This is a genomic window from Mycobacterium sp. URHB0021 (assembly GCF_054057895.1).
Genome location: NZ_JBSRZT010000002.1, coordinates 3,421,554 through 3,443,338 on the forward strand (window position 1 = coordinate 3,421,554; position 21,785 = coordinate 3,443,338).

A 21,785-nucleotide genomic window follows, 5' to 3' on the forward strand; every position below is an offset into this window, starting at 1 on the left:
GTGGGATGAAGCTGATCGACCGCCGCGCCGAGCGCAGCCTGCTGGATGGGGTGCTGCGGGATGTGCGGTCGGGTCAAAGTCGGGTGCTGGTGCTTCATGGCGAGCCGGGTGTGGGCAAGTCGGCGTTGATGGAGTATGTGGCCGGGCAAGCGGGGGACTGCCGTGTGGTCCGTGCGGCCGGTGTCGAGTCCGAAATGGAGCTCGCATATGCGGCACTGCATCAGCTATGCATCCCGCTGCTGGGTCGCCTCGACCATCTCCCATCCCCACAGCGTGATGCATTGGGCGTCACCTTCGGTTTGAGGGCCGGGCCCGCACCGGACCGGCTGGTGATCGGGCTGGCCGTCCTGAGCCTGTTCTCCGAGGCCGCCGAGGATCGGCCGCTGGTCTGTTCGGTCGACGACATCCAATGGCTCGACAGTGCCTCAGCGCACGTGCTGGCGTTTCTGGCCCGCCGGCTGGTCGCCGAATCGGTGGCCTTGATCATGGCGACACGCGCTGTCAATCCTGAGATGACCAAATTGCCGCAGATGGAGCTCAGTGGTCTGCGCGAAGCGGATGCCCGGGCGCTGCTGGACATGGTGTGGACCGGGCCGCTCGATGAGCGGGTCCGCGATCAGATCGTCGCAGAGACCCGAGGCAACCCGCTGGCGCTGTCGGAACTTCCTCGCGATCTGACCGACCGAGAGCTGGCTGGCGGTTTCGGGATGCCGACTGCGCTAAGGCTTTCGGGCCGCATCGAGGAAAGCTACGAGCGTCGCCTTGCCATGTTGCCCGAGCAGACCAGACGACTCTTGGTGATCGCCGCGGCTGAGCCCACTGGTGATCCGAACCTGGTGTGGCGAGCTGCCGCTCGGCTTGGAATCGGTACCGACGCTGCCGCACCCGCCGTTCATGATGGGCTGGCAGAGTTCGGTGCCCGGGTGCGCTTTCGGCATCCGCTGGTGCGCTCGGCGACCTACCGGTCCGCGCCGGTTCACGAAAAGCAGCTCGTCCATCGAGCATTGGCGGACGTGACCAATCCGGATAGCGACCCCGACCGTCGTGCGTGGCACCGGGCCCGGGCGGTGCAGGGACCCGATGAGGACGTCGCCGCCGAGTTGGAGCGCTCGGCTGACCGGGCACAGGCGCGTGGTGGCCTGGCCGCGGCGGCTGCGTTTCTGGAGCGGGCAACGATGCTGACGCTTGATCCGAGCCGACGGGCCGACCGGGCGTTGCTTGCCGCGTCAGCCAAGGTGCAGGCAGGTGCGTTCGACGCGGCGCTGGAGTTGCTGAACATCGCGGAGGTCACGTCGCGCAGCGATTTCCAGTGTGCCCGCACCGAGATCCTCCGGGCGCAGCTCGCCTACGTCACCGGCCGGGCAGCGATGCCCCGCCACTGTTGATGAAGGCCGCCGAACGGCTGGAGTCGATCGACGCCGTTCTGTCCCGCGTGACCTACCTGGACGCGCTACAGGCCGCGTGGATTGCCGGCCGATTAGCTTTGGGCGGTGGCCTTTTGGAGGTTGCCCGGGCGGTGCAGCAGTCACCGAAGCCGCAATCCCCGCGTCTCTCCGACCTTATTCTCGACGGTTTTTCGACATATTTCGCCGACGGGTATGCGGCGGGCCTGCCAATTCTGCAGCGTGCTGTCAGCGTCGCGCGCGACGGATCGTCCGACGTGAAGCTGCATTTCCTGCTCGGCATCGCCGCGGTACACATCTGGGATGACGAAAGCTGGGACGCCCTCTCGGCGCTCCACGTCAAGCTTGCCCGCGCCGCCGGAGCATTGACTGAGCTGCCGCTCGCGCTCAGCTCGCGTGCGATGGCGCTTTTATTCGCCGGCGAACAGGCCGCCGCAGAAGCCCTTATACAAGAGGCGCAGGTCATAACGAAGGCGACTGGGGACAGATTCGCTGCCGACGCTGCCATGACTCTGCTCGCGTTCCGCGGCGATCAGGCAGCGATGTCGGCGTTGGTAGAAGCCAGCATCGGAGACGTCATGCGGCGCGGCGAAGGAATCTTCCTAAGTGTCGCCGAGTTTTCGGAGGCAGTGCTCAACAACGGCATCGGCAACCACCAGGCGGCCATGGCCCTGGCACAACGCGCTGCCGAACATGCCGACACCGACCTCGTCCTGCCGGCCTGGGCCGCGGTCGAACTCGTCGAGGCTGCGGTGCGCAGCGGCGCAATGAAGATCGCGGCCGACACCGTTTCTCGGCTCAGTGAGATGACCAGTGCCAGTGGCACAGATTGGGCGCTTGGCGTGCAAGCGCGTTCGCGTGCACTCGTCAGTGGCGGCGCGGAGGCGGAGCGGTGGTATCGCGAGGCGGTTGAGCGGCTGGGCCGTACCCGCATGCGCACAGAGCTTGCCCGTGCGCATTTGCTGTACGGGGAATGGCTACGCCGGGGGCACCGCCGCACTGACGCTCGAATGCAGTTACGCGTCGCGCACGACATGTTCGATGCGATGGGAATGCATGAGTTCGCCAAGCGGGCCCGCGGCGAACTACGTGCGACTGGGGAGACCGCCCGCAGGCGCACCGTCGCCGCGAGTGGCCCACAGCTGACACCGCAGGAAGCCCAAGTAGCGCGGTTGGCCACCGAAGGCCTGACCAACCCAGAGATCGGTGGGCGCCTGTTCATTAGCGCGAAGACCGTCCAGTACCACCTGAGCAAGGTGTTCACTAAGTTTGGCATCAGCTCGCGCAGCCAGCTTCATCAGGTCTTGCCGAGCGATCGTCATTTGCAGGACGGCCACGGCGCGGTCCGCTGAAGCCGCATATCGTTGACGCGGTGGCGCAGTTGGGACTATCTGAATGCGGTGGAGCTGATTGATCGCCGCGCCGAATTCAGCCTGCTGGACGAAGTTCTGCGGGATGTGCGCCTTCGCCCGACTCAACGGCACCGCACCAATACCCGTGTGGTGGTCCAACAAACAGCGGCATCGGTTGTCGCGCACCAAAATCGTCAACTCAACGCTGCACTGCACCGCATCGCGATGACTCAGGCGCGCATGCACCGACCCGCCCAAGAACTACTGGGTCGCCGAAAAGCCGGCCGGTCAGCTTCGGCCGATGACGGGTTCGACGAACGGCAACGCTTGTGGTGTCGCGGGAACGAGGAAGTCGAGGTCGGCGCCTTGGGGTGCTTGCAGGACGTGGGATTGGTACAGCGCCGGCCAGCTGCGGTGGTGCACCACCGTGGCGGGAGGGGTGTGGGCGAGTCGTTCAGTAATGGTGTCGGCGGTCAGGTCCTCCTGCAGCAGGCGGCGTCTCACATCGAGGGTGACCATGTCGCCGTCGCGGACGGCGGCCAGCGGTCCGGCGACGGCGGCCTCTGGAGCGACGTGGAGGACGCAGGTGCCAAAGCTGGTGCCACTCATGCGGGCGTCGCTGATACGGACCATGTCCGTGACTCCCTGCGCCGCAAGCTTTTTCAGGATGGGAATCATTCCCTATTCGGGGAAGCCGTCACCGCCGCGTGGGCCGCACCCGGTCAGGATGAGAACGCTGTCGGTGGTGACGGTGAGGGCGGGGTCGTCGATGCGCGCCATCATGTCGGCGTAGCCGTGTAACACGACGGCCGGACCGGTGTGGGTGAGCAGGTGGGTCGTGCGGCAGCGGTCTTGAGGATCGCTCCGTCGGGTGCGAGGTTGCCGCGAAGCGCGACCAGCGCGGGTTCGTTGGTGACCGGGTTGGTGAGCGGTCGGATCACCGAATCGGCAAGAACATCACCGAGGTCACTCACTCCAGAGCCGGCCGAGTCACCGACACCGGTGTGGGCTACGACCACAATTGGGTGCTCGACGGAACCGGCATGCGCGCGTCGTGCAGGTCAGCGAACCCACGAGCGGACGGCGACTCACGCTGACGACCAACCAACTTGGCGTGCAACTGTATGTCGGCGGCTACCTCGAAGGGGTCAGCGCAAAAGGAGACCGCGGCGCCTATCAGGCCTTCGCGGGATCCACTCTCGAAACACAGGTGTTCCCCGACTCACCACATCACGCGCATTTCCCTCAAGCGCAGCTGAAGCCGGGCGATAGCTACCACAACAGTATGCGATTCGTGTTCGACTGCCACTGATCTTGTCCTGACATGAGGACGCGCCCGCGCTACCCGCCCGGATCACCAGGTGCGCTTACCGGGGAAGTGGCGCCTCGGTTGATGGTCCGTCGATGCCGGCAAGTGTCCATGCGGACACATCGGATAAGCGGATCCGCAACGAGTCGTGCTCGACCATGGTGCCGGCGACGTAACAGCGGACTTTACGGAGATGAATACAGACTCCGGCCTGCTCGGCCTCTAGCGCCGCGATACGGCTGGCGACATCCTCGGCATCGTTTGCGGTGAAGAATTTGGTGACGTAGTGGCCGAAGTATGCACTGGGCACCGTTATTCCCGTCGCCATCCCCCAGGGCAGGTACAGCGTCACTTCGATGCTGACGGAATCGGCCTCCGCGTCGATGTGACGCAGGATCGCATCCGCCCCGACGGCGCCAGAGTCAAGTAAGGCCATGTCGGGATGGTAGACCACTTGCTGCTCTCGACGCCATCAAAAATCTACAGTGTCGAGGGTAGACATTCACCGTTCGTGGTTTTAGAGTACCTGACGTAGACAAGAGCAGAGGGTGATGGCGCGGGAGATGACGAACTACCCGTGATGCATGAAGGACCAGCGCGCCCCGATAGGCGAGGGCCATGATCGGACAACGGTTCTCAGGGTGGCGCGCACGTGAAGTACTACCCGTAAGTGCAGTACGTCCGCATAAGGTAGAGGAAGAAAGGAGGAGATACCGTCGGATCGCCCGTGATGTTGAGTGTGTCGGGCCGATACCGCAGTTTCAACGCAGTGTCTAGAGATGGTATTGATCTCCTCAGGGCCGGTGGCCCCGGTGCGATTGCGCCCGGGGTGCCGGCCCTTCACGGTAAGCAAAGTGGTGGTTTTCCGGCGCCGCAAGCCAAGGCTATGCAGGAGTGGTGAGCGGACCGTGGTATAGCAGCTGCTAGCGCACCTCGAAAGGTGTTGTGGTACAAACGAAGAACGGTTCTGCCGACAGTAGCCCGAACGACAAGTTCGATGACGAGGACTACCCCGCCTACAGCATGGGTAGTGCCGCCCAAATTCTGAAAACCACCCCGGCGTTCTTGCGAAGCCTTGACGAGGCGAAGCTCCTTGCACCTCAACGCTCCGAGGGTGGACACCGTCGCTACTCCCGCTATCAACTACGGATCGCGGCGAGGGTTCGTGAATTGGTCGATCACGGCACCGCGCTGGAGGCGGCGTGCCGCATCATCATCCTTGAAAACCAACTCGCTGAAGCCCACGCGATGAACGCCGAACTTCGCCGCAGTCTGGGCTCCGCACCCACCGCGTCGGACTCTGTCAATTGATGTCGTGCGTGACACCGCGAACGCCGACGGCTCCATGTACATCCGATGGCCACCTTCGTCTGACAACGCTGATGTTGTTGCATTCGAACGCGGAGCGCGGTTCAGCGTCGTTGCCAGCTCCACTCAAGCCACTGTGTTGAGCACCGAGACAATCCAAGAGAGGAGCTGGACGGGTACGTTGAGTGGCCGGTAGACGCGGTCCAGCTGACGTCGGCGAACCCCCCCAATTCGCTTCGAACGGCAGCCAAACCGTAATCCGCCAGGTCTATTGCGAATACCGCCAGTCACACTCAGTGTCCAGTCTCAATTGGATTGGCGGCGGTTCACTCCCTCCGCGGCGACGCAGTATCCCAACTGGCTTGACGAGCACGGGGCTGCGGCCGATCACCACCGCGCGTCGCCTGGTGAACTCGACGTCGTATGCATCGAGCAGGCACATGAACCCACCCGGCGGTATGACCTGAATCCCTCGGTTCCACAGCAGCGCCGCAACTGATGCGACAGTGCGGGATGGGTCGGCCCCGCCGGCTGTCTCACAACCGGCGGCGCTCTAGGGATAAAAGTAACCGATCGCTTCCTCCGTTCTCATGATGTCGCCGCCCCACAATGTGGCGACAAAACGTCGGGCGGTTCGCCCAAATGCCCTGGGGAGAAGGTTCCTAAGATCGATGCCGCGCGTGTAGGATACCGCGCACTAAGAGTCGGTCTTAAGTGCAGGCGTCGTCACGGCGGCATCGGATCGGTACTTAGCTTCGATCCGTGGATCGACCCCGTTGGGATGTCTCGGGACTGATTTTTGCCGCGCTGTGGTCGTGGGCAGTTTGTAGCCGCTGGTCTGCCCAGCTTTTCCTGTGATGTTGGGTCGGGCCTTTCGGCGGGTGGTCAGAGGATCGCGGTGGCTGGTGGGCTGTGTCCGATGATGTTGTGCCACAGGGTGAGCCAATGCTGTGCCCAGGGCCAGTGCGTTGGTAGGTGCAGGATGGGTCGGCGTTGGGGTCGAGCCAGCCGAGCCGGGATGTTGACGATGCGTCGTCGCAGCGTTGATCCTCGTGCGACGCATTGCGCGCTGGCGCGGATCTGGTTATCGCCAACGACCGCCCAGCTGATCTAGTTCGTTCACTCGAAATCGGCGTGCTCCCGGAGTGGGCGTATCTGCCCGGCGCGCATCGTGGGCCACCCGAGAAGCCATCGACCTCACCGAACTCACCGCCGAGACCGTCATTTCCCTGCCGACGACATCCAGCGGACGCCAGGCGCTCGACGCCGCCACGATACGGACGCAGTACAGTCCGCGTCGACATTGAAGCAAGTAGCGGCGCCGTCGCGCAGGCGCTCGCCGCCGCCGGGCGCGGAGTAGCAGTGGTCACCGACGACCCGCGGTTCGATCTCTCCCGATTGAGGGTCCTTGCAAGCGGTCACCTCGTGAACATCCATCTGCACCGGATGGGACCCAGGCCATCCTGCACACCTCACCCTCGCCGCGATGGCCCGACGACGCGCGAACACATCGCTGATCACTATGGATCTCTTGAGTGAACGCAGGCACCAGCACACGACATCTCGGGTTCCTCGGTAGAAGTACGTATTGAACCTTGGTGAACGGCGGTCGAATATTTGTCTACCAGCATCTGCGTCGTCAGGCGCGGGCGCGTGACCCAGCCGTGCGGGAGGAATTGACGTGACCGGATCAGTCGGCTCTGAAGGGGTGCCCACCGAAACCAGCACCGCCGAGGAGGACGTCAGGCTCTCGCAACTGGGATACAAAGCCGAGTTGTCCCGCTCCTTGAGCCTCAGCGACGTCGTCATCCATGGCCTGATCTACATGGTTCCGATCGCACCGATCTCGGTGTTCGGCGTCGTGTACTCGCTGTCGGGCGGCACGATCGGCGCCGTTTACGTGATCACCGCGATCGTCATGGCGCTGAGCGCTCTCAGCTACCGGGAAATGGCATTGCAATTTCCCGTGGCCGGATCGGTGTACTCCTATGTCAGGCTCGGCACCAACGCCTTCCTGGGTTTCATCTCCGGCTGGATGATCCTGCTCGACTACCTGCTCCTGCCGGCACTCCTGTGCGTCTTCGCGTCCGTCGCGATGGCGTCACTGGTCCCCCTCATTCCCGGGTGGGGGTGGGTCATCGTCTTCGTCGTAGCAACGGCCCTTATCAACATCAAGGGCGTCACCGTCACCGCCGCGATGAACAAACTGTTCCTCTACATTCAGTTGACGGTCCTCGCGTTATTCGTGGGCTGGGCGACCGTGCTCATCGTTCGCGGTGACGCATACCTGTCGTTCGACGTCCTCATACCCTCGAGCAGTGCCTCGTTGGCGCTGGTCATCAGCGCGGTGCCGATCGCTGCGCTGAGTTTCATCGGGTTCGACGCGATCTCCACGCTCAACGAAGAAGCCGAACACGGCGGCGCCACCGTGGCCAAGGCCACGATGCGGGTGATGTGGCTGATCGCCGTGCTGTTCGTGGTGCAGGTGTGCCTGGCCGCAGTCCTCGTCCCCCAGGGGACGACGTTCGCAGAGGGCGACGACACCACCAACGCGTTCTACGACGTGGTGAGGCACGCCATGACGTCGTGGTTCGGAACGGTCGTGCTGCTGACCAATGCGCTCATCGCACTGTTCGCCAACGCCATTGCCTCCAACGCCACGTCCTCGCGTCTGGTGTTCAGCATGGCGCGCGACGGGCAACTGCCGTCCATTCTCGGTCGGGTCAGCAAGCGCAAAGTGCCGCGCAACTCGATGATCTTCATCGCCGCGGTCTCCGTGGCGATCGGAATCCTGGGAGTGGAGCAAGCCGACCTGCTCACCACGCTGGTCACCTTCGGCGCCTTGACGGCGTACGTGTTGCTGAACGTCGCCGTCATCAACTACTTCGGACTCCGGCAGAAGAGCCGTCGGTACCTCGTGCACTACGCATCGCCGGCGATCGGCTCGGTCATTCTGCTGCTGGCGCTGGTGAACGCCAACCCGCATGCGCAGATATTGGGCTTGACGTGGCTTGCGCTCGGAGCCGCCGTCGCCCTCTATCTCAAAGTGAGCGGGCGCTCGCTCGTGCAGTCCGACAAGTGATCATCGACATCGAACAGGAGCAGATCGCCATGACTCGGACAGTCGCCGACAGACTTGCAGAACTTCGCGACGTCTTCGAAAAGCGTTGCAGCGAAAGAATTGGTGCGGAATTCACCGATCGCGTCGCTCAACTCCACGACAGCGACCCGACCTGCGTCCTCGACGACGCCGCCAACAGAGTCCTGCGCTTCCTGCGCGGTCAGCCCATCGTGGGCAAGCACCTCATCTACTCGGCTGGCCCCGACGGTCCGTGGCAACTCGGAAGGGTCACCCCTGGGACCTTGGGGAACTTCACACTCGAACCCGCCACCTTCGATCGTCTGGACGATGCGATGAGAGCAGTATTCGCCGCACGCCGCGAAGCATTCCTCACTGTTGGACAAGCACCGTTGGCAAGCGCCCAGACCACCGATGAAGGCGCCTCGAAATGACAGACATCAGCGCAACACCCGTATTGCAGAGGGTATTTGGCTACACGGATCGACTCTCGGCACGGTCTGGAGAGTCGCTGTCCCTGCATGTCAGCTGTCCCGAAGACGACGCCTTCGACGTGAGCATCGTCCGACTGCAGCACGGCTGGGACGGTGCCGCCGGACCGGGATTCGTCGAGACGCCGGTACCCAGCGACGTCGACGGGAGCTACCCGGGGCACCACTACGCCTGCGTACCCGGCTCGTACGTGGAGGTACCCGACCCGGAGTCGAGACTCGCCGAGCCCATTGGACTGTCATTGTCCGTCGCCGTATTTCCCACCCTGCCAAGCAAAGCGCACAGCGGTACGGTAGGCGCTTACCGGATCAGCAACGCATCGAACATGCTCACGGGCTCTCGGCAGGCGATCTTGGGCAACCTCGACACTGAACTGTACGGAGGCTGGGCGCTAACCCTCGACGAGGGAAGGCCGACATTCACCGTCGCAGCGAACGGCGCCTTGCACGCCACGCGACTAGAACACGAGTTGGTGGCGCAACACTGGTACCAGCTCTCCGTGACGGTCTCTCCTGATGGAACGAACATCGTCCTGCAATGCACCCCGCTCGGTCATCTTTCCGATCTACACCTCCCCGCTGCGTCCAACCTTCAGCCGAAAGTGGCCAAAACGAACATCGATGGCGAATGCACGCCGTCGGCGTTGCCGTTCCGCATCGGCGCGCTGACTGCACGTGACGGCCACCGACTCACTCCGTCTTCCGGTTTCAACGGAAAGATCGGCGGCGTGACGGTGGACCGCCACATCGATGGGGTGCTCGTTCCCGTCGCCCGCTGGCACTTCGGTCGCAGCGAGCGCAGTGACGGGTTACTGCTCTCACGCGTGATCGACGAGTCGCCCAACCGCTTGAACGGCGAATGCAGGAACGGACCCATGCGCGCCGTGACCGGGCCACGATTCGGAGGCTTGGCAAGAGATTTCCGGTTGGCGCCAGACGAATACGACGCCATCTTCTTCCACGACGACGACATCACCGACACCGACTGGCCCGCTGCGCTCACCTTGACCGTGCCGGAAACGATGGAAAGTGGTGTCTACGCATTCCGGCTCACCGTCGAAGGCATGGATCACCACGTACCGTTCTTCGTCGGTCCCGCCAAGGCACGACGCCGCGACGTCGCCGTCCTGTTCCCGACCGGAACGTACCTTGCGTATGCCAACGATCGCATCGCCTTCGAAGCCGACAGCATGGAAGTGCTCCTCGGCCACACGCCGGTAGTGCATGCCGAAGACCTTGTCCTGCAGAACAACCCCGAGTTCGGGCGGTCCTGCTACGAAGCGCACAACGACGGATCCGGAGTAGTCTTCAGCAGCTGCCGGCGTCCGTTGATCACGATGCAACCGCGCTACTGCTACTCGTTCGCCAGCGAAGGGCCGTGGGCGCTCGCCGCTGATCTGTGCATCGCGCACTGGCTGGAGACCGTCGAGTGTGAGTTCGATGCGATCACCGACGAAGATCTCGACCGCGAGGGCTACGAGCTGATCGCGGACTACCGTGTCGTCATCACCGGGAGCCACCCCGAGTACGTCACGCGCACCGAACTCGACGCCCTCGAAGAACTCACGGCCAACGGTGGCCGATTGATGTACCTCGGGGGCAACGGCTTCTACGCGACCACATCGTATGATCCCGAGAACCCCCATGTGGTGGAAGTCCGACGCGCTTCCGGAGGTACCCGCCCACACCAAACTCCCTTCGCCGAGCAGCGGCACGCCACCTCGGGAGAACTGGCCGGGCTGTGGCGCGACAAGGGCAAGGCTCCTGAACGGCTGGTCGGCGTAGGGATGTCGGCACAGGGATTCGACCGGTCGACGCACTACGAACGGCTGCAGGACAGCTTCGACCCCCGTGCAGAGTTCATCTTCAACCGAATCGGCGACACCGAACTCATCGGCGACTTCGGCATCATCGGCGGCGGTGCGGCGGGGTCGGAAATCGACTTCTACAACCCGACCCTCGGAACTCCGCCCAACACGTTGGTCCTCGCAACCTCGGGGCCCCTCACCGACGTCTATCAACTGGCGATGGAAGAACTCTACGAGACGCTCCCAGGCATTGGCGGCTCCGAACACCCGTCAGTCCGCTCGGACCTCGTGTACGGCTCTGTTCACGGCGGGGGCGGGTTCTTCTCGGTGGGCTCCATCGCCTGGACCGGATCACTGTCCCACAACGACTACGACAACAACGTCGCCAGGCTCACCACCAATGTGCTTCGCCGGTTCCGGGACCCCGAGCCGTTGAAATAGGCCGTTGAAATAGGCATTGACGAGGTGCGCCGCTGCTGACCTCGGCGTTAGACTGGACGACAATGCCAGCCCTGCCGAAGGCAGCCATTGTCCATCGCACACCAAACACACCTCGCAGACGGTGACGCCGAAGTCACCGTCTTCGAGGCACGCGTCTTGGCCGACTGCGCCTTCAGCGCTGGCAGTGGTGACAGAGGGCAGGCTGGCTCCTACATTTTGGAGCGCCTGCGAGACATTCTCCATGCGGACGCCGCGGCAATCTTCGCGTGGAATTCGGCCGCCCACCGCCACGTACTCGTCAGCAACCTGGACTACACCCAACCGACGTTGGACGGCCTCAGCGACCCCTATGCGGATACCGATCCGCACCAGCGGATGCTGTCCACCCACCAGCCGCTTCGCATCGCGGACCTACCTTATGACTATCGCGATACCGAGATGTACCAGAATGTCATCGCGCCCATGGGTTTTCGCGACGGCATGACGACGTGCCTATTCGCCGCGGATGGCCATTACGTCGGCATGGTGCACATGTCGTCGGCGACGCGCGGATCGTTCGAACCCAGACATCCAACGCTCCTCAACGCCATCGCCCCCAGCATCGGAAAACTCTGCACCCTCGCTCGACCTCGCGCATTCCCTGCTGCAGATGAATCCCGTTCGGCCTTCGTCGATAGAACGGGTTGCATTCAGATCATCAACCACACCACCACGCTCACCGTAGCCACCGATCCGAGACTCACCGCTACGATCACGGCCTTCCTTGACAGCGGCAAAGAATCCGTCGTCGGACTATGGCTGTGCGCAAAGACCTGGCTGCGAGTACGCCTGGACCGAGTGAACGAGCCCCTGCTGGATTCGCGCGCGGTCGCCTTGGTCACCGAGACGGACATGCTTCTGCCGTATGGACTCACGGAGCGTGAAGTCGACGTACTCACCGGCATCGCCGAAGGCTTGTCCAACCAACAGATCGCATCAAGCCATGCCATCTCCTTCCGCACTACGACGACACATGTCGAACGCATCTTGAACAAGCTCGATGAACGATCGCGCACCGGCGCCGCCATACGGGCTATTCACGAGGACCTGGTCCGCCTAGTGTCGTGTGTTTGAAGTGACTTTACGGTTAGCTTTGGTGAGGATTTCGTCGGCGGTCTTGAGCGGCTACTCCACGCCCATATCCCCAGGACCAAGATCAACAGACTTCAGAACGCACACCCCACAGCCCATCGGTGGATCGAGGCTGATATGGAGGGACGCTTTGTCAAGTGGGCAAGCCGAATTGGCCCTGATTTCGTTGCAGGGCAGGGTTTTCCCGTTTCCCCGGGGCGGCGAATAAGTCAGCCGGACAACGGTCTCGGAGGACCATACGGGGGCGATGATTGAGTAGCCACCTTCACAAACCCCGGCCCGAAATCATCGTCCCAGAGGTAAAAGTAGTAATAGATCACCCGCCGCTGGGATTTGGCGAATGCCCACGATAATCGCGTCGCCGCCGACGGCGGAGGGCCATTCCCTGTGGCGTTCGATATGCCTGTGAACGTTCACGCCTGAGTCAGCACACGTCAGGCAGTCCGGCCCTGGAATCGCAGCCATGCCCCTCGGTCCGTAACCTGGCCATCCATTGAAGGCCGACGGCGCTATCCCGCGTTGGCGCGGCGAGCTGTGCTGAACCGGCGCTGGTAGGCCGCGGGGCTGATGGACAGCTTCTTCGCGAACACCCGTCGCATACTTTCGTAGCTGGGGAACCCGGCGAGAGCCGCTGCTTGTGTCGCGGTGTGTCCTTGGTCGAGCAGCGCCCTGGCCATGTCGAAGCGGATGTTTTCTACGTACCGGGCCGGTGTGGTGGACAGTTCTTCGTGGAAGAGCCGGGTGAGATGCCGGGTGCTCACGTTGAGGTGTTTCGCAAGTTCACCCAGCGAGTGGTCTCCCTGCGGGTCCGCCGTCACCACGTCGGTGACCTGCCGCAGCGCCGGAGACCGGGGCGGGGGCCCTTGCAGTGGAGCCGAGAATTGCGACTGTCCACCGGAACGCTGCATGTACACCACCAGGAAGCGGGCGACCTCGCGGGTCAAGTCCGGTCCGTAGTCCTCTTCGACGAGCGCGAGAGCCAGATCGATTCCCGAGGTCACTCCCGCCGAGGTGTACGTGCTGCCGTCACGGACGTAGATTGCGTCGGGTTCGACGCAGCACGTCGGGCATCGGGAGGCGAGCTCGCGGGTGGCCCGCCAATGTGTGGTCGCACGCTTGCCGGCGAGGAGGCCTGCAGCGGCAAGGATGAACGCGCCGGTGCAGATTGACGCGACGCGGCGGGCTCCGGCTGCCGGCACCCGTGCGGCTTCCGCCAGAGCTCGGGGCACAGGCGTCCGCGGATAGCGGTCGGAGCCGGCCACTAGAAATGTGTCCGGTGCGCGCTCCGAGTAGACGGCGCCATCGACTGCGACCCCGAACCCGAGGTTCGAAGTGATGTCCTCACCCGTCGGCGACAGCAGCACAATCCGGTAATCGGCACCGAACCGGTTCGCTGCCTTGAACACCTCCGCTGGACCGGCGACGTCCAGCAGGGTCACACCGTCGTAGACGAGGATCGCGACGCGGCGGGGGATGGAGTTCGCGCCGGCGGAGGTTTGCGGCGCAAGCCCCGTTGGCCGCCGAGAGAGTCGACGAGCCGCTGACGACCGGGCGGTCGCGCGAACGGGGGACGAAGGCACCACCATTACTAGATTATTCGTCACCGAAGAGGCATTGGGGTCGCTTCAGGGCGGTTGAAGTCGATCAGCGCGGAACCTCCGATTCCGCCACTACCGTCACAGCTACTGGTGTCGTTAGGAGATTGTCATGGGTACCGGCTCAGCACCCAGCAACGTCGTCTGGTGCACGGCGCTTTTGTAGACGGATCTACCTCGCGGGCGGTCTATGACCTGGTCACACGGGACGGCTATCACGTTGCCGTGGTTCATCGGCCGACCCTGTCATTGCGGGGCGACACGGCAGCGATGCGGCTGATCGTCGACGCGCCAGACGACGGTACGGACACCGGAATATCGATCGGATGCAGCCGTATCCGGCCCGGTAGGCGGCGACCGGCCGGACGGGGCGCCGGACACCGTGTCCGATGCTATGTGAGATCCGGCGATGTTCGTGGGCGACTTGAGTGCAGCCAAAGGCGGCCATTCGCACTGTTGTCATCGCATAGGTAGATCTTCACCTAAAGGCCTTAGGAGTGCCCCACCAGCACGACCGGCCCCGACGAGATCCGGCCGCGCTTCCGCGAGCACGTCGGACGAAGGAGAACCACACTCGCGGTTGTCTCCAGCAGTCCGGCTCGAGTCGGGTAGGTAAAGGACGCCCGGTTTACGCCGTCGAACGCCGCTCGCACCGACGTGAAGTCATGCACATCACGATGATCACCTCGGCGCCCCGTCGGCCAAGTGCCGCGGCCGTTCATTTGGCCGGTGCACCAGGGCACGGACCTTATGCCCCCGTTGCAATAAGAGGCGAACTGTCTGTCCGACCGTTTGGCCGCTGGCACCGGCGATCAGGATTAGCTGTCGACTCGTGATGTTCACCGATGGATCCCCTGTCGAGCTCAGTCTTCGTCGAATCACCATTTGGCGGCGAAGATCGGCGCACGCTGTGGGTGTCGTCAGCCGTGCGTATAGCCAGCGAGGTCATGGGTGCCGCCAAGTTGAAGCCGCTCGCCTCGACGGTTACTACACATGTCACCGGTCGGTTAGCCACTCCCGCTTCACCGCTGCGCATGGTCAGCTTTTGGTACAGCCGCAATACAGCGGGGTTGTCGTCGTTGACCACGGCGCGAATAGTGGTGATGCCGCGTGCCATGCACAGGTCTACGACTGCACCGACCAATGCGGTCCCCACACCCAGGCCTTGTTCCGTGTCGGCGACGCAGACCCCAATCTCTGCTTGATGCGGATCGTCGCGGTCAAGGCTGTACTCTGACCAGCCAATCAACACTCCGTCCCGCAGGGCGACGGCCGCGTTCCAGCGGGTCGGCCACCATTCGTCGATCGCATGCAGGTAGTCCGCCGGCACTCGCGAGGTCCCACCATAGAATCGACCCGCCAATGCTGTTCGCGACAGACGATCGCCGACGCGTTCAAGTCCGGTTTTGTCCTCTGGCCGCCACGAGCGAATGAGGACGCCTGCGGTCGTAAGTCGATGCGACCCACTCATGCGGACCACGGGCCGACGTTATCGATCGTGGCCGGTGACGAGGCCAGCGCTGAGGCGCCCAACGGCTCGGCGGCGCGCGTCAGCCGAGGACGCAGCATCGAGCAAGTGAATATGGCCGGAACGGAGGTCACCTGGCTGAACGCACTACGCAGCGGCGCCGGTGCTGCGTGCGCTTTCGCACGGTTCGGAAGCCGTAGGATGGCCGCTTGGCGGTCCGCGTACAAGCCAAGCTCCTCTACCCACACTTGTACCTTGGCCAAGTCGATCTGTATGTGGTAGCTGCCTTCGTCGGCACTGAATTCAATAGTGGCGCAGTCGCGTTGGTCGAAACGACCGCCTGCCGACCAAGGCCCCGTTGTGCCCCACCGTTGATAATCGAGTACGACGAGACCTGGTCGGTGTGGGGCGAGCGCGAGGGGACCGAAGCCCCTGGCGTCCAGATTGAGGTAGCTGTTCAGATACGCATCGGCGCTCACCAGCACCCGCCAAAACGTGCTCGCCTGGGCAGGGTCGGCCAGGTCACACAATGGCGCACGTTCATCGATGCTGGTGTCGATGCTCATGGCAGTGGGTTCAGCGTGGGACGGCACCGATAGGTGCAAACATTTGGCGCCGTGTTCAGCGGCGATCCAAGGCGCGACCGGCGCGGCGATGCTATGGGTGTTGTCCAGCACCCGTAATCCGCTTAGAGACAGAGCATCGTCGGTGTGATCCGAAAAAGCGGTGATGGCTTGCATGTCGGGTCTTTTCATGCGGTTTGTCGAACGTTTAGTGGTGTCCTCGCGGACGTGCGCCGAGGGTGGTTGTCGCGGCGTTTTGCTGCCTGGCCGGGCGACCATGGGCGGCTTGGCCGCGAATGGTCGGGCCGGGAGGTGAGGTGCCGGCCGGTGTGGAGCGCGGCGCTCAAGGACAGCGCACCGATGAACGCGAGGTACAGGTAGGTCGTGTTCTGCAGTCCCGACGACGGGGCCGCCAGCCCGGCGGCGAGCGACGGAAGGCCTAGTGCGGCGTAGCTGACCACGAAGGCGGCGGAAAAGACCTCCGATCGCGACTTCGCGGTGGTGGCCCCGCTGATGGCACGCAGCGTCCCGTTGAACGTCAGGCCCACGCCCAACCCGGAGACGATCGATGCACCGATGAAGACCGACGGGGACGCGACGGCCAGGGCAGCGGCCAAACCCGCTGCGCCCAGTGACAGCAGGGCCGCTCCCAGCAAGGTGGCGCTACGCGCCGGGCGCCGCGCCGCCCATAGTCCACCCGCGGTGTTGGCGATGAACAGCATGGTGATGCTGAGACCACCGGCGGCGCCGAACCGGACATGCAGGACCTCGCGCACCAGCGACGGCGCGAGTGCGAGGAACAATCCGGTGACCGACCACCCCGCCACGATGGCGGGAAGCGCGGCGAAGAACTCCCGCCGCGTTTCGCGGGGAACCCGGATTCTCGGGCGCAGCGCGGCAAGTCCTGCGGCGCGCCGAACGACCGTCTCCGGGATCGCCAAGACCAGCGCGGCCAGAACCACGAACGCCACCGTGAGCGCGGGAAAAATCGCCGCATCCGGACGTGGGCTCACCTGAACGAGCACACCAGCCAGACCGCCACCGAGGGCCAGCCCGAAGCCGGTGCCCGCGGCGGTCATCGTCGGCCCCACCTGCGGACGGCCTTCGGGGGAGAACTCGACCAGCCCGGCGGCCAGCGCACCCGTGGCCGTCCCGGTGGCGATGCCCTGCACGACCCGGGCGAGCACGAGCGAGACGACCCCGCCGGCCGCCCAGAAGATCGCCGTGCCGGCCGCGGCCACCAGAAGCGACGCGACCAGCACCGGACGGCGCCCGAGGTGGTCACTGAGCGATCCGACGGTCAGCAGGGCAGCGACTAATCCGGCCACGTAAACGGCGAAGACCAGCGTCAGCATCGTCACTGAAAAGCCGAACCGCTGCAGGTACAGCGGGTAGATCGGCGAGGGCGCACTCGTTGATGCCATCAGCAGCACGTTGGCGAAGACGAGCACGCCGAAGGAGGCATTTTGTCCGAGGCGACGCCCGCCCGGGAGGCGACTTACACCCTTCATCGCGGTTGTCCCAACGCCTGTTCGGGTCAGCTCGGCCAGGCCGAGCCGAGCATGCGCTCGACCGTGGTGGTGCGCCGGAAACCGGGGATGAAGTGCTCCACAACGTCGGAGTTCACCGTTCCGTTGGTCGTCTCCGGGCGGTCCTTGAATCCGTCGAAGTAGGCGTGCAGGAACTCGTTCTTGAAATCGCCGCGCGGGTGAACGGCCAGGATCTCGGTCACCTGGTCGGTGCGCAGCCCGTCGAGGCCGAAACCGAGCACGTCGGTCAGCACGCCCAGATGCGTGGTGGCGATCTCTGGGCCCATTCGGTCCGGAATTCCCGGTGTCGTATGCAGCGCGATAGCCGTCCAGACGGTGTCGGCTGCCGCGGTGGAGAAACCGTGCTCACGCAGGAACTTGCGTCCGTGGTCGGCCCCATCGACCTCGAAGCGCTGTTCGGCATCGGAAAAAGGCGTCACCAGACCGGTGTCGTGGAACATGGCGGCCAGGTAGGCCAGTTCAGGATCCGGTTTCACGCCGAGCAGGGGAGCGTGGATCTGGCCGAAGAAGAACACCCGGCGGGAGTGGTGATAGAGGAGCGGACTGACCGTCTCCTGCACGAGACGAGTCGCTTCGGCGACCGCCGCGGTCTCGGGAACCTCCACACCCGCAACGATTTCTGACATGACTGCTGCGCTTTCTGCTAATGGTTGTCGGACTGTGTCTGACATCAATGCTGGCGCTCACCATGCGTTCTGCGCCGCCTTCCTCCGGCCAGGAATCCCTCAAATCCAGACGGCGAAACAGCCGCGGTGAGCGGCGCCACGCACCGCTGCGTGACCTCGGCGGACACCGTCGGGTCGGGCGACGGTCCGGCCGCGGCGCACGTTGGTGTTCACCGCTGATCGCCTGCGATCGCAGGAGCACCGAAACGAATTTGTCAGGGCAAGTCCACCGCGTGCGGTCGAGAAACTTCCTGCATCCCGGCATCGACATGCTGGCGCAAAAGGGCGATCGGGGAACGGCCCCAAGTTCATAACGCCGGCCACAAAGTGCTGTACCGGTGGACCGACGTGCTGAGTGACTGGCGCACAACACCATCCATCAGACGGACGCTCCGCGATCAGCGTTTACAGATACACCAAGTGCGGTGCGGGCACACACTCTTGGCGCGGCGTATGCAGAACCGATGCAAGCCGGCCGCTAGGGAGCGAGAGCCCGACATCAGCGACATAACGCGCTCAGATCGGTGAACCATACAGGAGCGCAATCGCTTTCATCTGATTTTGGCTGAGTTGTGCCGCCATCTATGTTCCAACGCAGAGCGTTGTGGGAGGTAGCCATCCTGAAAGGGCACGTGAGCTGCTGCGGGAGCCGGATGACCCAAAAGGCGGTATGCGGCCATAGCCACGATGGCCGCAGAAGGACTGCCCGTGCAGCTGGCCTGCCGACTGTTGTCGGTGGTCGAATCGGTCTATACGAGTGGCGCTCACGCCCGCCGTCAGCGCGGGCCGTCCGTCATGCGTGGTTGACCGAACAGATCCGTGCCGTGCACAGCGCCTCACGGGGCACCTACGGTGCCCGCAGGGTCCACGTTGAACTGACCCTCGGGCTCGGGCTGCAGGTCGGCCACACCCAGGTTGAATTGTTGATGGCGCGGCAGCGATCAAGGGGCTGCCGGGCAACCGTCGTCCTCGGCCCCGTCACGAGACACCGACGGCCGCCGATCTGGTCGAGCGGATTTTCACACGCGAGGCGCCACATCGGTTGTGAGTCAACGACATCACCGAGCACCGTACCTACGAGGAAAGGTGTATTGCGCGGTGGTGCTCGACACCTTCTCCTGCCGGGTAGTCGGCTGGTCGATCGACTCCAGCCAGACCGCAGTGCTGGTCACCAATGCGGGAGCATGGCCATCGCAAACCGTGATCCGCAGGGCGGTAGCATCATCCACTCCGACCACGGCGTGCAATTCCTCTTGGGCATTCACCGATGGGGCCATGGGCTCAGGGCTGGTGCCGTCCATGGGCTCGATCGGTGGATTGCTATGACAATGCAATGATCGAATCATTCTGCGAGAATCAGACCGAGTTACTCAACCGCAAACGCTGGAAGACGCGCATCGAGGTGGCCAACGCCATCTTCGACTACCTGGAGATCCTTCGCAACCGACAAAGACGTCATTCCGCTCTCGGAATGCGCACTCCGATAGAGTTCGAAATGCACCATCACCCCGCGCCCAACCCGTGGCCTGGAACCAAGTATGACGACATCACCGAACCCGGGCACATCAAAGTCTCCGGACATGTCGGAGCGGTTCAAAGCTCCGCGATGTGGTAATCACTGATCGAGTCGGCCTCGTGGATACGTGCGAAGGTGCTCTTGTCTGCGTGGCGGGAATCTGTGTGGGCGGGACAGCACCCAATGGCGAGGTGTTAGTCAGAGGGTGCTATTCAGGCTTTTTTGATCTCGGACACTGGACTCGGCGATCGGAGGCCACTTCAGCGTCGCCCGCGGAACTGGCATGCAGCGAGATTCCGCGCGTCTCGGGAGCCAGGAAGTAGCAGATGATGAACGCGCCCAGGGCGATCGCGGCTCCGATAGCCATCGCTGCTGGGGCACCGATGCTCGTCAGCGCCAGCGGCATCAGGTAAGTGCTCGCCGCCGATCCCACCCGGCTGGCGGCGGTTCCGACACCGACACCGGTTGCACGCACTTCGGTGGGGAAGATCTCGTTGGGGTAGACGACCGAGAGGAAGCTCGAGGCACCGGAAGTGACGGCGAAGATCGCCAGTGCCAGGAAGAACAGCCACTCCGGAACATTGGGAACCACAACGGGAATCGCCAATGCGACCGCGATCACCGCGAAGGATCCGAGTAGCAGCTTGCGGCGACCGATGCGCTCCACCAGGTATAGGCCCGGAAAACCGCCGACGACGAAGAGCAGCGCAATGATCAGCGAGCCGCCGTAGAGGCTCGCGTCCCCCTTCAGCCCAAACGATGTGAGGAGATCCGGCGCAAACGTGTAGACGGCGAACAGCGGTATCACCTGGGCCGTCCAGAACACCGCCACGAAGACGGTGCGCCGCAGGTAAGGCTGCTGGAAGACCTTGACGAACGAGGTCTTCACCTCCGGCTCCGCCGGAAGATCGTCGACGCTGTAATGGAAGCCGAAGATTTTCTTCACGGCCGCGTCCGCCTGAGCGATGCGGCCTTTGCTCAGCAGCCAGCGTGCTGACTCGGGGGTTCCCAGGCGAGCCAGCAGCGTGATGAGCGCGAAGACGGCCGGGCTTGCCAACAGGTAGCGCCACGCGTGAGGGCCGACACCGCGCAGCAGGTAGGCCACGACGAACGCCGCCGCCGCTCCGATCGCCCAGACGACGAACATGGCGCCAAGTAGCGTCCCGCGGTACTTCTTCGGTGAGTACTCGGCCAGCAGCGATGTCGCGATCGGGTAGTCGGCGCCAATCGCCACGCCGAGCAGGAGCCGAAGGATGATGAGCTGCCAGGCCTCGGCGGCGAAGCCGGACAGGATGGAAAAGAGCGCGAGCGCGAGCAGATCGGCGATGTACATGAATCGCCGTCCGATCCGGTCGGTGAGATAGCCGAAGAACAGACCTCCAACGAAGATGCCGACCAGACTCGCCGCGCCGATGAGGCCTTTCTCGGTCGAACTCAACGCCAGTGCCGGCTCGAGGGTGATGAGTGCAACACCGACGATCGTCAGCGCATACCCGTCGATGAATGGTCCGCCCGATGAGTACAGGGCCAGCTTCATGTGGAAGAACGTCAGCGGCGAATCATCGATGAGATGACCTGGCACGTATAACTCCAGTCGGTGATCCGGGCAACCACACCTGTGCGATGTGCGTTGCCTTTTGCTGTCATAGCAGGACGCCCCCCGTTGATGACAAAACGTATGAGAAGAGGGTGTCGATCTTTGAAGGACAGGGAATTCCTGAGCCCAGCAAGTAGACCAGACTCGAGTTTTGATCCGTGCTGTCTGGGTCGGCGACGGCCGCGTTCAGACCGGCCGTTCGTCGTGCTTGGTGATGACGGTGAGCGCTCCGAAGTTTCGGTCCGCGCACGGTGGGCACCACGTGCGAAAAATCAGACGGGTTGGTCCTTTCCGGCGTCGACGCGGCTATGTCGCCTGGCCCGAATTGCGCCTGACTCCTGCGGCACGGAACCTTCGCGCCGCAGCGTCGCAGGGCAAATCAGCACATCGATCAGCACGGTAAAAAGTTTCATCCCGTTGCTCCCTTGCTACGCCCGTTCGCCGCGACCTTGCGGCGGCCGGCTGGCCCTTTCATCGCCTGTGCACCCTGACGGAATCCGGTGAAGCCA

Annotated in this window: 16 protein-coding genes and 3 pseudogenes; 10 read left to right on the forward strand and 9 right to left on the reverse strand. The window is 63.6% G+C overall.

Going from position 1 to position 21,785, the window contains the following annotated elements; all coding sequences use genetic code 11:
• Positions 1-5 precede the first annotated feature (5 nt).
• Positions 6-2,755 (forward strand): annotated as a pseudogene (locus ACVWWN_RS19055) (helix-turn-helix transcriptional regulator).
• Between the two features lie 288 nt (positions 2,756-3,043).
• Here the strand turns inward: ACVWWN_RS19055 and ACVWWN_RS19060 are convergent.
• Positions 3,044-3,774 (reverse strand): annotated as a pseudogene (locus tag ACVWWN_RS19060) (hypothetical protein).
• 35 nt (positions 3,775-3,809) lie between these two features.
• Between ACVWWN_RS19060 and ACVWWN_RS19065 the strand changes: the two are divergent.
• Positions 3,810-4,067, forward strand: a complete 258-nt coding sequence (locus ACVWWN_RS19065; protein WP_457145242.1) for an aldose epimerase family protein — start codon at positions 3,810-3,812, stop codon at positions 4,065-4,067.
• A gap of 55 nt (positions 4,068-4,122) precedes the next feature.
• Here ACVWWN_RS19065 and ACVWWN_RS19070 read toward each other — a convergent pair whose 3' ends face one another.
• On the reverse strand, positions 4,123-4,500 hold the full coding sequence (locus ACVWWN_RS19070) for a hypothetical protein (protein WP_457145243.1): 378 nt from the start codon (positions 4,498-4,500) through the stop codon (positions 4,123-4,125).
• A 587-nt stretch (positions 4,501-5,087) separates the two neighbouring features.
• On the opposite strand from ACVWWN_RS19070, the gene ACVWWN_RS19075 reads away from it, so the two are divergent.
• Complete coding sequence (locus tag ACVWWN_RS19075) at positions 5,088-5,375, forward strand: helix-turn-helix domain-containing protein (RefSeq protein WP_457149187.1); 288 nt, start codon at positions 5,088-5,090, stop codon at positions 5,373-5,375.
• An 882-nt stretch (positions 5,376-6,257) separates the two neighbouring features.
• Here the strand turns inward: ACVWWN_RS19075 and ACVWWN_RS19080 are convergent.
• Positions 6,258-6,440: pseudogene (locus ACVWWN_RS19080) on the reverse strand (IS1380 family transposase); the annotation flags it as partial.
• A gap of 77 nt (positions 6,441-6,517) precedes the next feature.
• On the opposite strand from ACVWWN_RS19080, the gene ACVWWN_RS19085 reads away from it, so the two are divergent.
• The 5 genes from ACVWWN_RS19085 (at position 6,518) to ACVWWN_RS19105 (ending at position 12,304) form a co-directional block, all read left to right on the forward strand.
• Positions 6,518-6,679, forward strand: coding sequence for a hypothetical protein (locus tag ACVWWN_RS19085; protein ID WP_457145244.1), 162 nt, complete (start codon positions 6,518-6,520; stop codon positions 6,677-6,679).
• A 374-nt stretch (positions 6,680-7,053) separates the two neighbouring features.
• Positions 7,054-8,454, forward strand: a complete 1,401-nt coding sequence (locus ACVWWN_RS19090; protein ID WP_457145245.1) for an APC family permease — start codon at positions 7,054-7,056, stop codon at positions 8,452-8,454.
• On the forward strand, positions 8,451-8,885 hold the full coding sequence (locus tag ACVWWN_RS19095; protein ID WP_457145246.1) for a hypothetical protein: 435 nt from the start codon (positions 8,451-8,453) through the stop codon (positions 8,883-8,885). The genes ACVWWN_RS19090 and ACVWWN_RS19095 overlap by 4 nt, the downstream gene beginning before the upstream one ends.
• Positions 8,882-11,191, forward strand: coding sequence for a N,N-dimethylformamidase beta subunit family domain-containing protein (locus tag ACVWWN_RS19100; protein WP_457145247.1), 2,310 nt, complete (start codon positions 8,882-8,884; stop codon positions 11,189-11,191). The genes ACVWWN_RS19095 and ACVWWN_RS19100 overlap by 4 nt, the downstream gene beginning before the upstream one ends.
• 216 nt (positions 11,192-11,407) lie before the next feature.
• On the forward strand, positions 11,408-12,304 hold the full coding sequence (locus ACVWWN_RS19105) for a response regulator transcription factor (protein ID WP_457145248.1): 897 nt from the start codon (positions 11,408-11,410) through the stop codon (positions 12,302-12,304).
• Between the two features lie 527 nt (positions 12,305-12,831).
• Here the strand turns inward: ACVWWN_RS19105 and ACVWWN_RS19110 are convergent.
• The 5 genes from ACVWWN_RS19110 to ACVWWN_RS19130 all read right to left on the reverse strand — a co-directional run bounded on the left by ACVWWN_RS19110 (position 12,832) and on the right by ACVWWN_RS19130 (position 18,124).
• The gene (locus ACVWWN_RS19110) at positions 12,832-13,908 is read right to left on the reverse strand and encodes a GlxA family transcriptional regulator (RefSeq protein WP_457145249.1); all 1,077 of its coding nucleotides are present in this window, start codon (positions 13,906-13,908) and stop codon (positions 12,832-12,834) included.
• A gap of 757 nt (positions 13,909-14,665) precedes the next feature.
• Positions 14,666-15,388, reverse strand: a complete 723-nt coding sequence (locus ACVWWN_RS19115; protein ID WP_457149188.1) for an N-acetyltransferase family protein — start codon at positions 15,386-15,388, stop codon at positions 14,666-14,668.
• On the reverse strand, positions 15,385-16,125 hold the full coding sequence (locus tag ACVWWN_RS19120; RefSeq protein WP_457145250.1) for a CoA transferase: 741 nt from the start codon (positions 16,123-16,125) through the stop codon (positions 15,385-15,387). The genes ACVWWN_RS19115 and ACVWWN_RS19120 overlap by 4 nt, the downstream gene beginning before the upstream one ends.
• 11 nt (positions 16,126-16,136) lie before the next feature.
• A complete protein-coding gene (locus ACVWWN_RS19125; protein ID WP_457145251.1) occupies positions 16,137-17,459 on the reverse strand; it encodes an MFS transporter in 1,323 nt (440 codons plus the stop codon).
• A 26-nt stretch (positions 17,460-17,485) separates the two neighbouring features.
• Positions 17,486-18,124 carry an HD domain-containing protein gene (locus tag ACVWWN_RS19130; protein WP_457145252.1) on the reverse strand — a complete coding sequence of 213 codons (639 nt, stop codon included), beginning with the start codon at positions 18,122-18,124 and terminating at the stop codon, positions 17,486-17,488.
• 692 nt (positions 18,125-18,816) lie between these two features.
• Here ACVWWN_RS19130 and ACVWWN_RS19135 point away from each other — a divergent pair.
• Positions 18,817-19,500 carry an IS3 family transposase gene (locus ACVWWN_RS19135; protein ID WP_457145253.1) on the forward strand — a complete coding sequence of 228 codons (684 nt, stop codon included), beginning with the start codon at positions 18,817-18,819 and terminating at the stop codon, positions 19,498-19,500.
• Complete coding sequence (locus ACVWWN_RS19140; protein WP_457145254.1) at positions 19,431-19,778, forward strand: IS3 family transposase; 348 nt, start codon at positions 19,431-19,433, stop codon at positions 19,776-19,778. Before ACVWWN_RS19135 ends, ACVWWN_RS19140 begins: the two co-directional genes overlap by 70 nt.
• Before the next feature lie 109 nt (positions 19,779-19,887).
• Here ACVWWN_RS19140 and ACVWWN_RS19145 read toward each other — a convergent pair whose 3' ends face one another.
• The gene (locus tag ACVWWN_RS19145) at positions 19,888-21,261 is read right to left on the reverse strand and encodes an MFS transporter (protein ID WP_457145255.1); all 1,374 of its coding nucleotides are present in this window, start codon (positions 21,259-21,261) and stop codon (positions 19,888-19,890) included.
• Positions 21,262-21,785 lie beyond the last annotated feature (524 nt).

Excerpts from the sequence above, each read along its gene's own strand:
- ACVWWN_RS19115 (WP_457149188.1), bottom strand. The coding sequence starts at position 15,388 with ATGAGTGGGTCGCATCGACTTACGACCGCAGGCGTCCTCATTCGCTCG.
- ACVWWN_RS19120 (WP_457145250.1), bottom strand. The coding sequence starts at position 16,125 with ATGCAAGCCATCACCGCTTTTTCGGATCACACCGACGATGCTCTGTCT.
- ACVWWN_RS19135 (WP_457145253.1), top strand. The coding sequence starts at position 18,817 with ATGACCCAAAAGGCGGTATGCGGCCATAGCCACGATGGCCGCAGAAGG.
- ACVWWN_RS19110 (WP_457145249.1), bottom strand. The coding sequence starts at position 13,908 with ATGGTGGTGCCTTCGTCCCCCGTTCGCGCGACCGCCCGGTCGTCAGCG.
- ACVWWN_RS19070 (WP_457145243.1), bottom strand. The coding sequence starts at position 4,500 with ATGGCCTTACTTGACTCTGGCGCCGTCGGGGCGGATGCGATCCTGCGT.
- ACVWWN_RS19130 (WP_457145252.1), bottom strand. The coding sequence starts at position 18,124 with ATGTCAGAAATCGTTGCGGGTGTGGAGGTTCCCGAGACCGCGGCGGTC.
- ACVWWN_RS19140 (WP_457145254.1), top strand. The coding sequence starts at position 19,431 with ATGGGGCCATGGGCTCAGGGCTGGTGCCGTCCATGGGCTCGATCGGTG.
- ACVWWN_RS19125 (WP_457145251.1), bottom strand. The coding sequence starts at position 17,459 with ATGAAGGGTGTAAGTCGCCTCCCGGGCGGGCGTCGCCTCGGACAAAAT.
- ACVWWN_RS19075 (WP_457149187.1), top strand. The coding sequence starts at position 5,088 with ATGGGTAGTGCCGCCCAAATTCTGAAAACCACCCCGGCGTTCTTGCGA.
- ACVWWN_RS19100 (WP_457145247.1), top strand. The coding sequence starts at position 8,882 with ATGACAGACATCAGCGCAACACCCGTATTGCAGAGGGTATTTGGCTAC.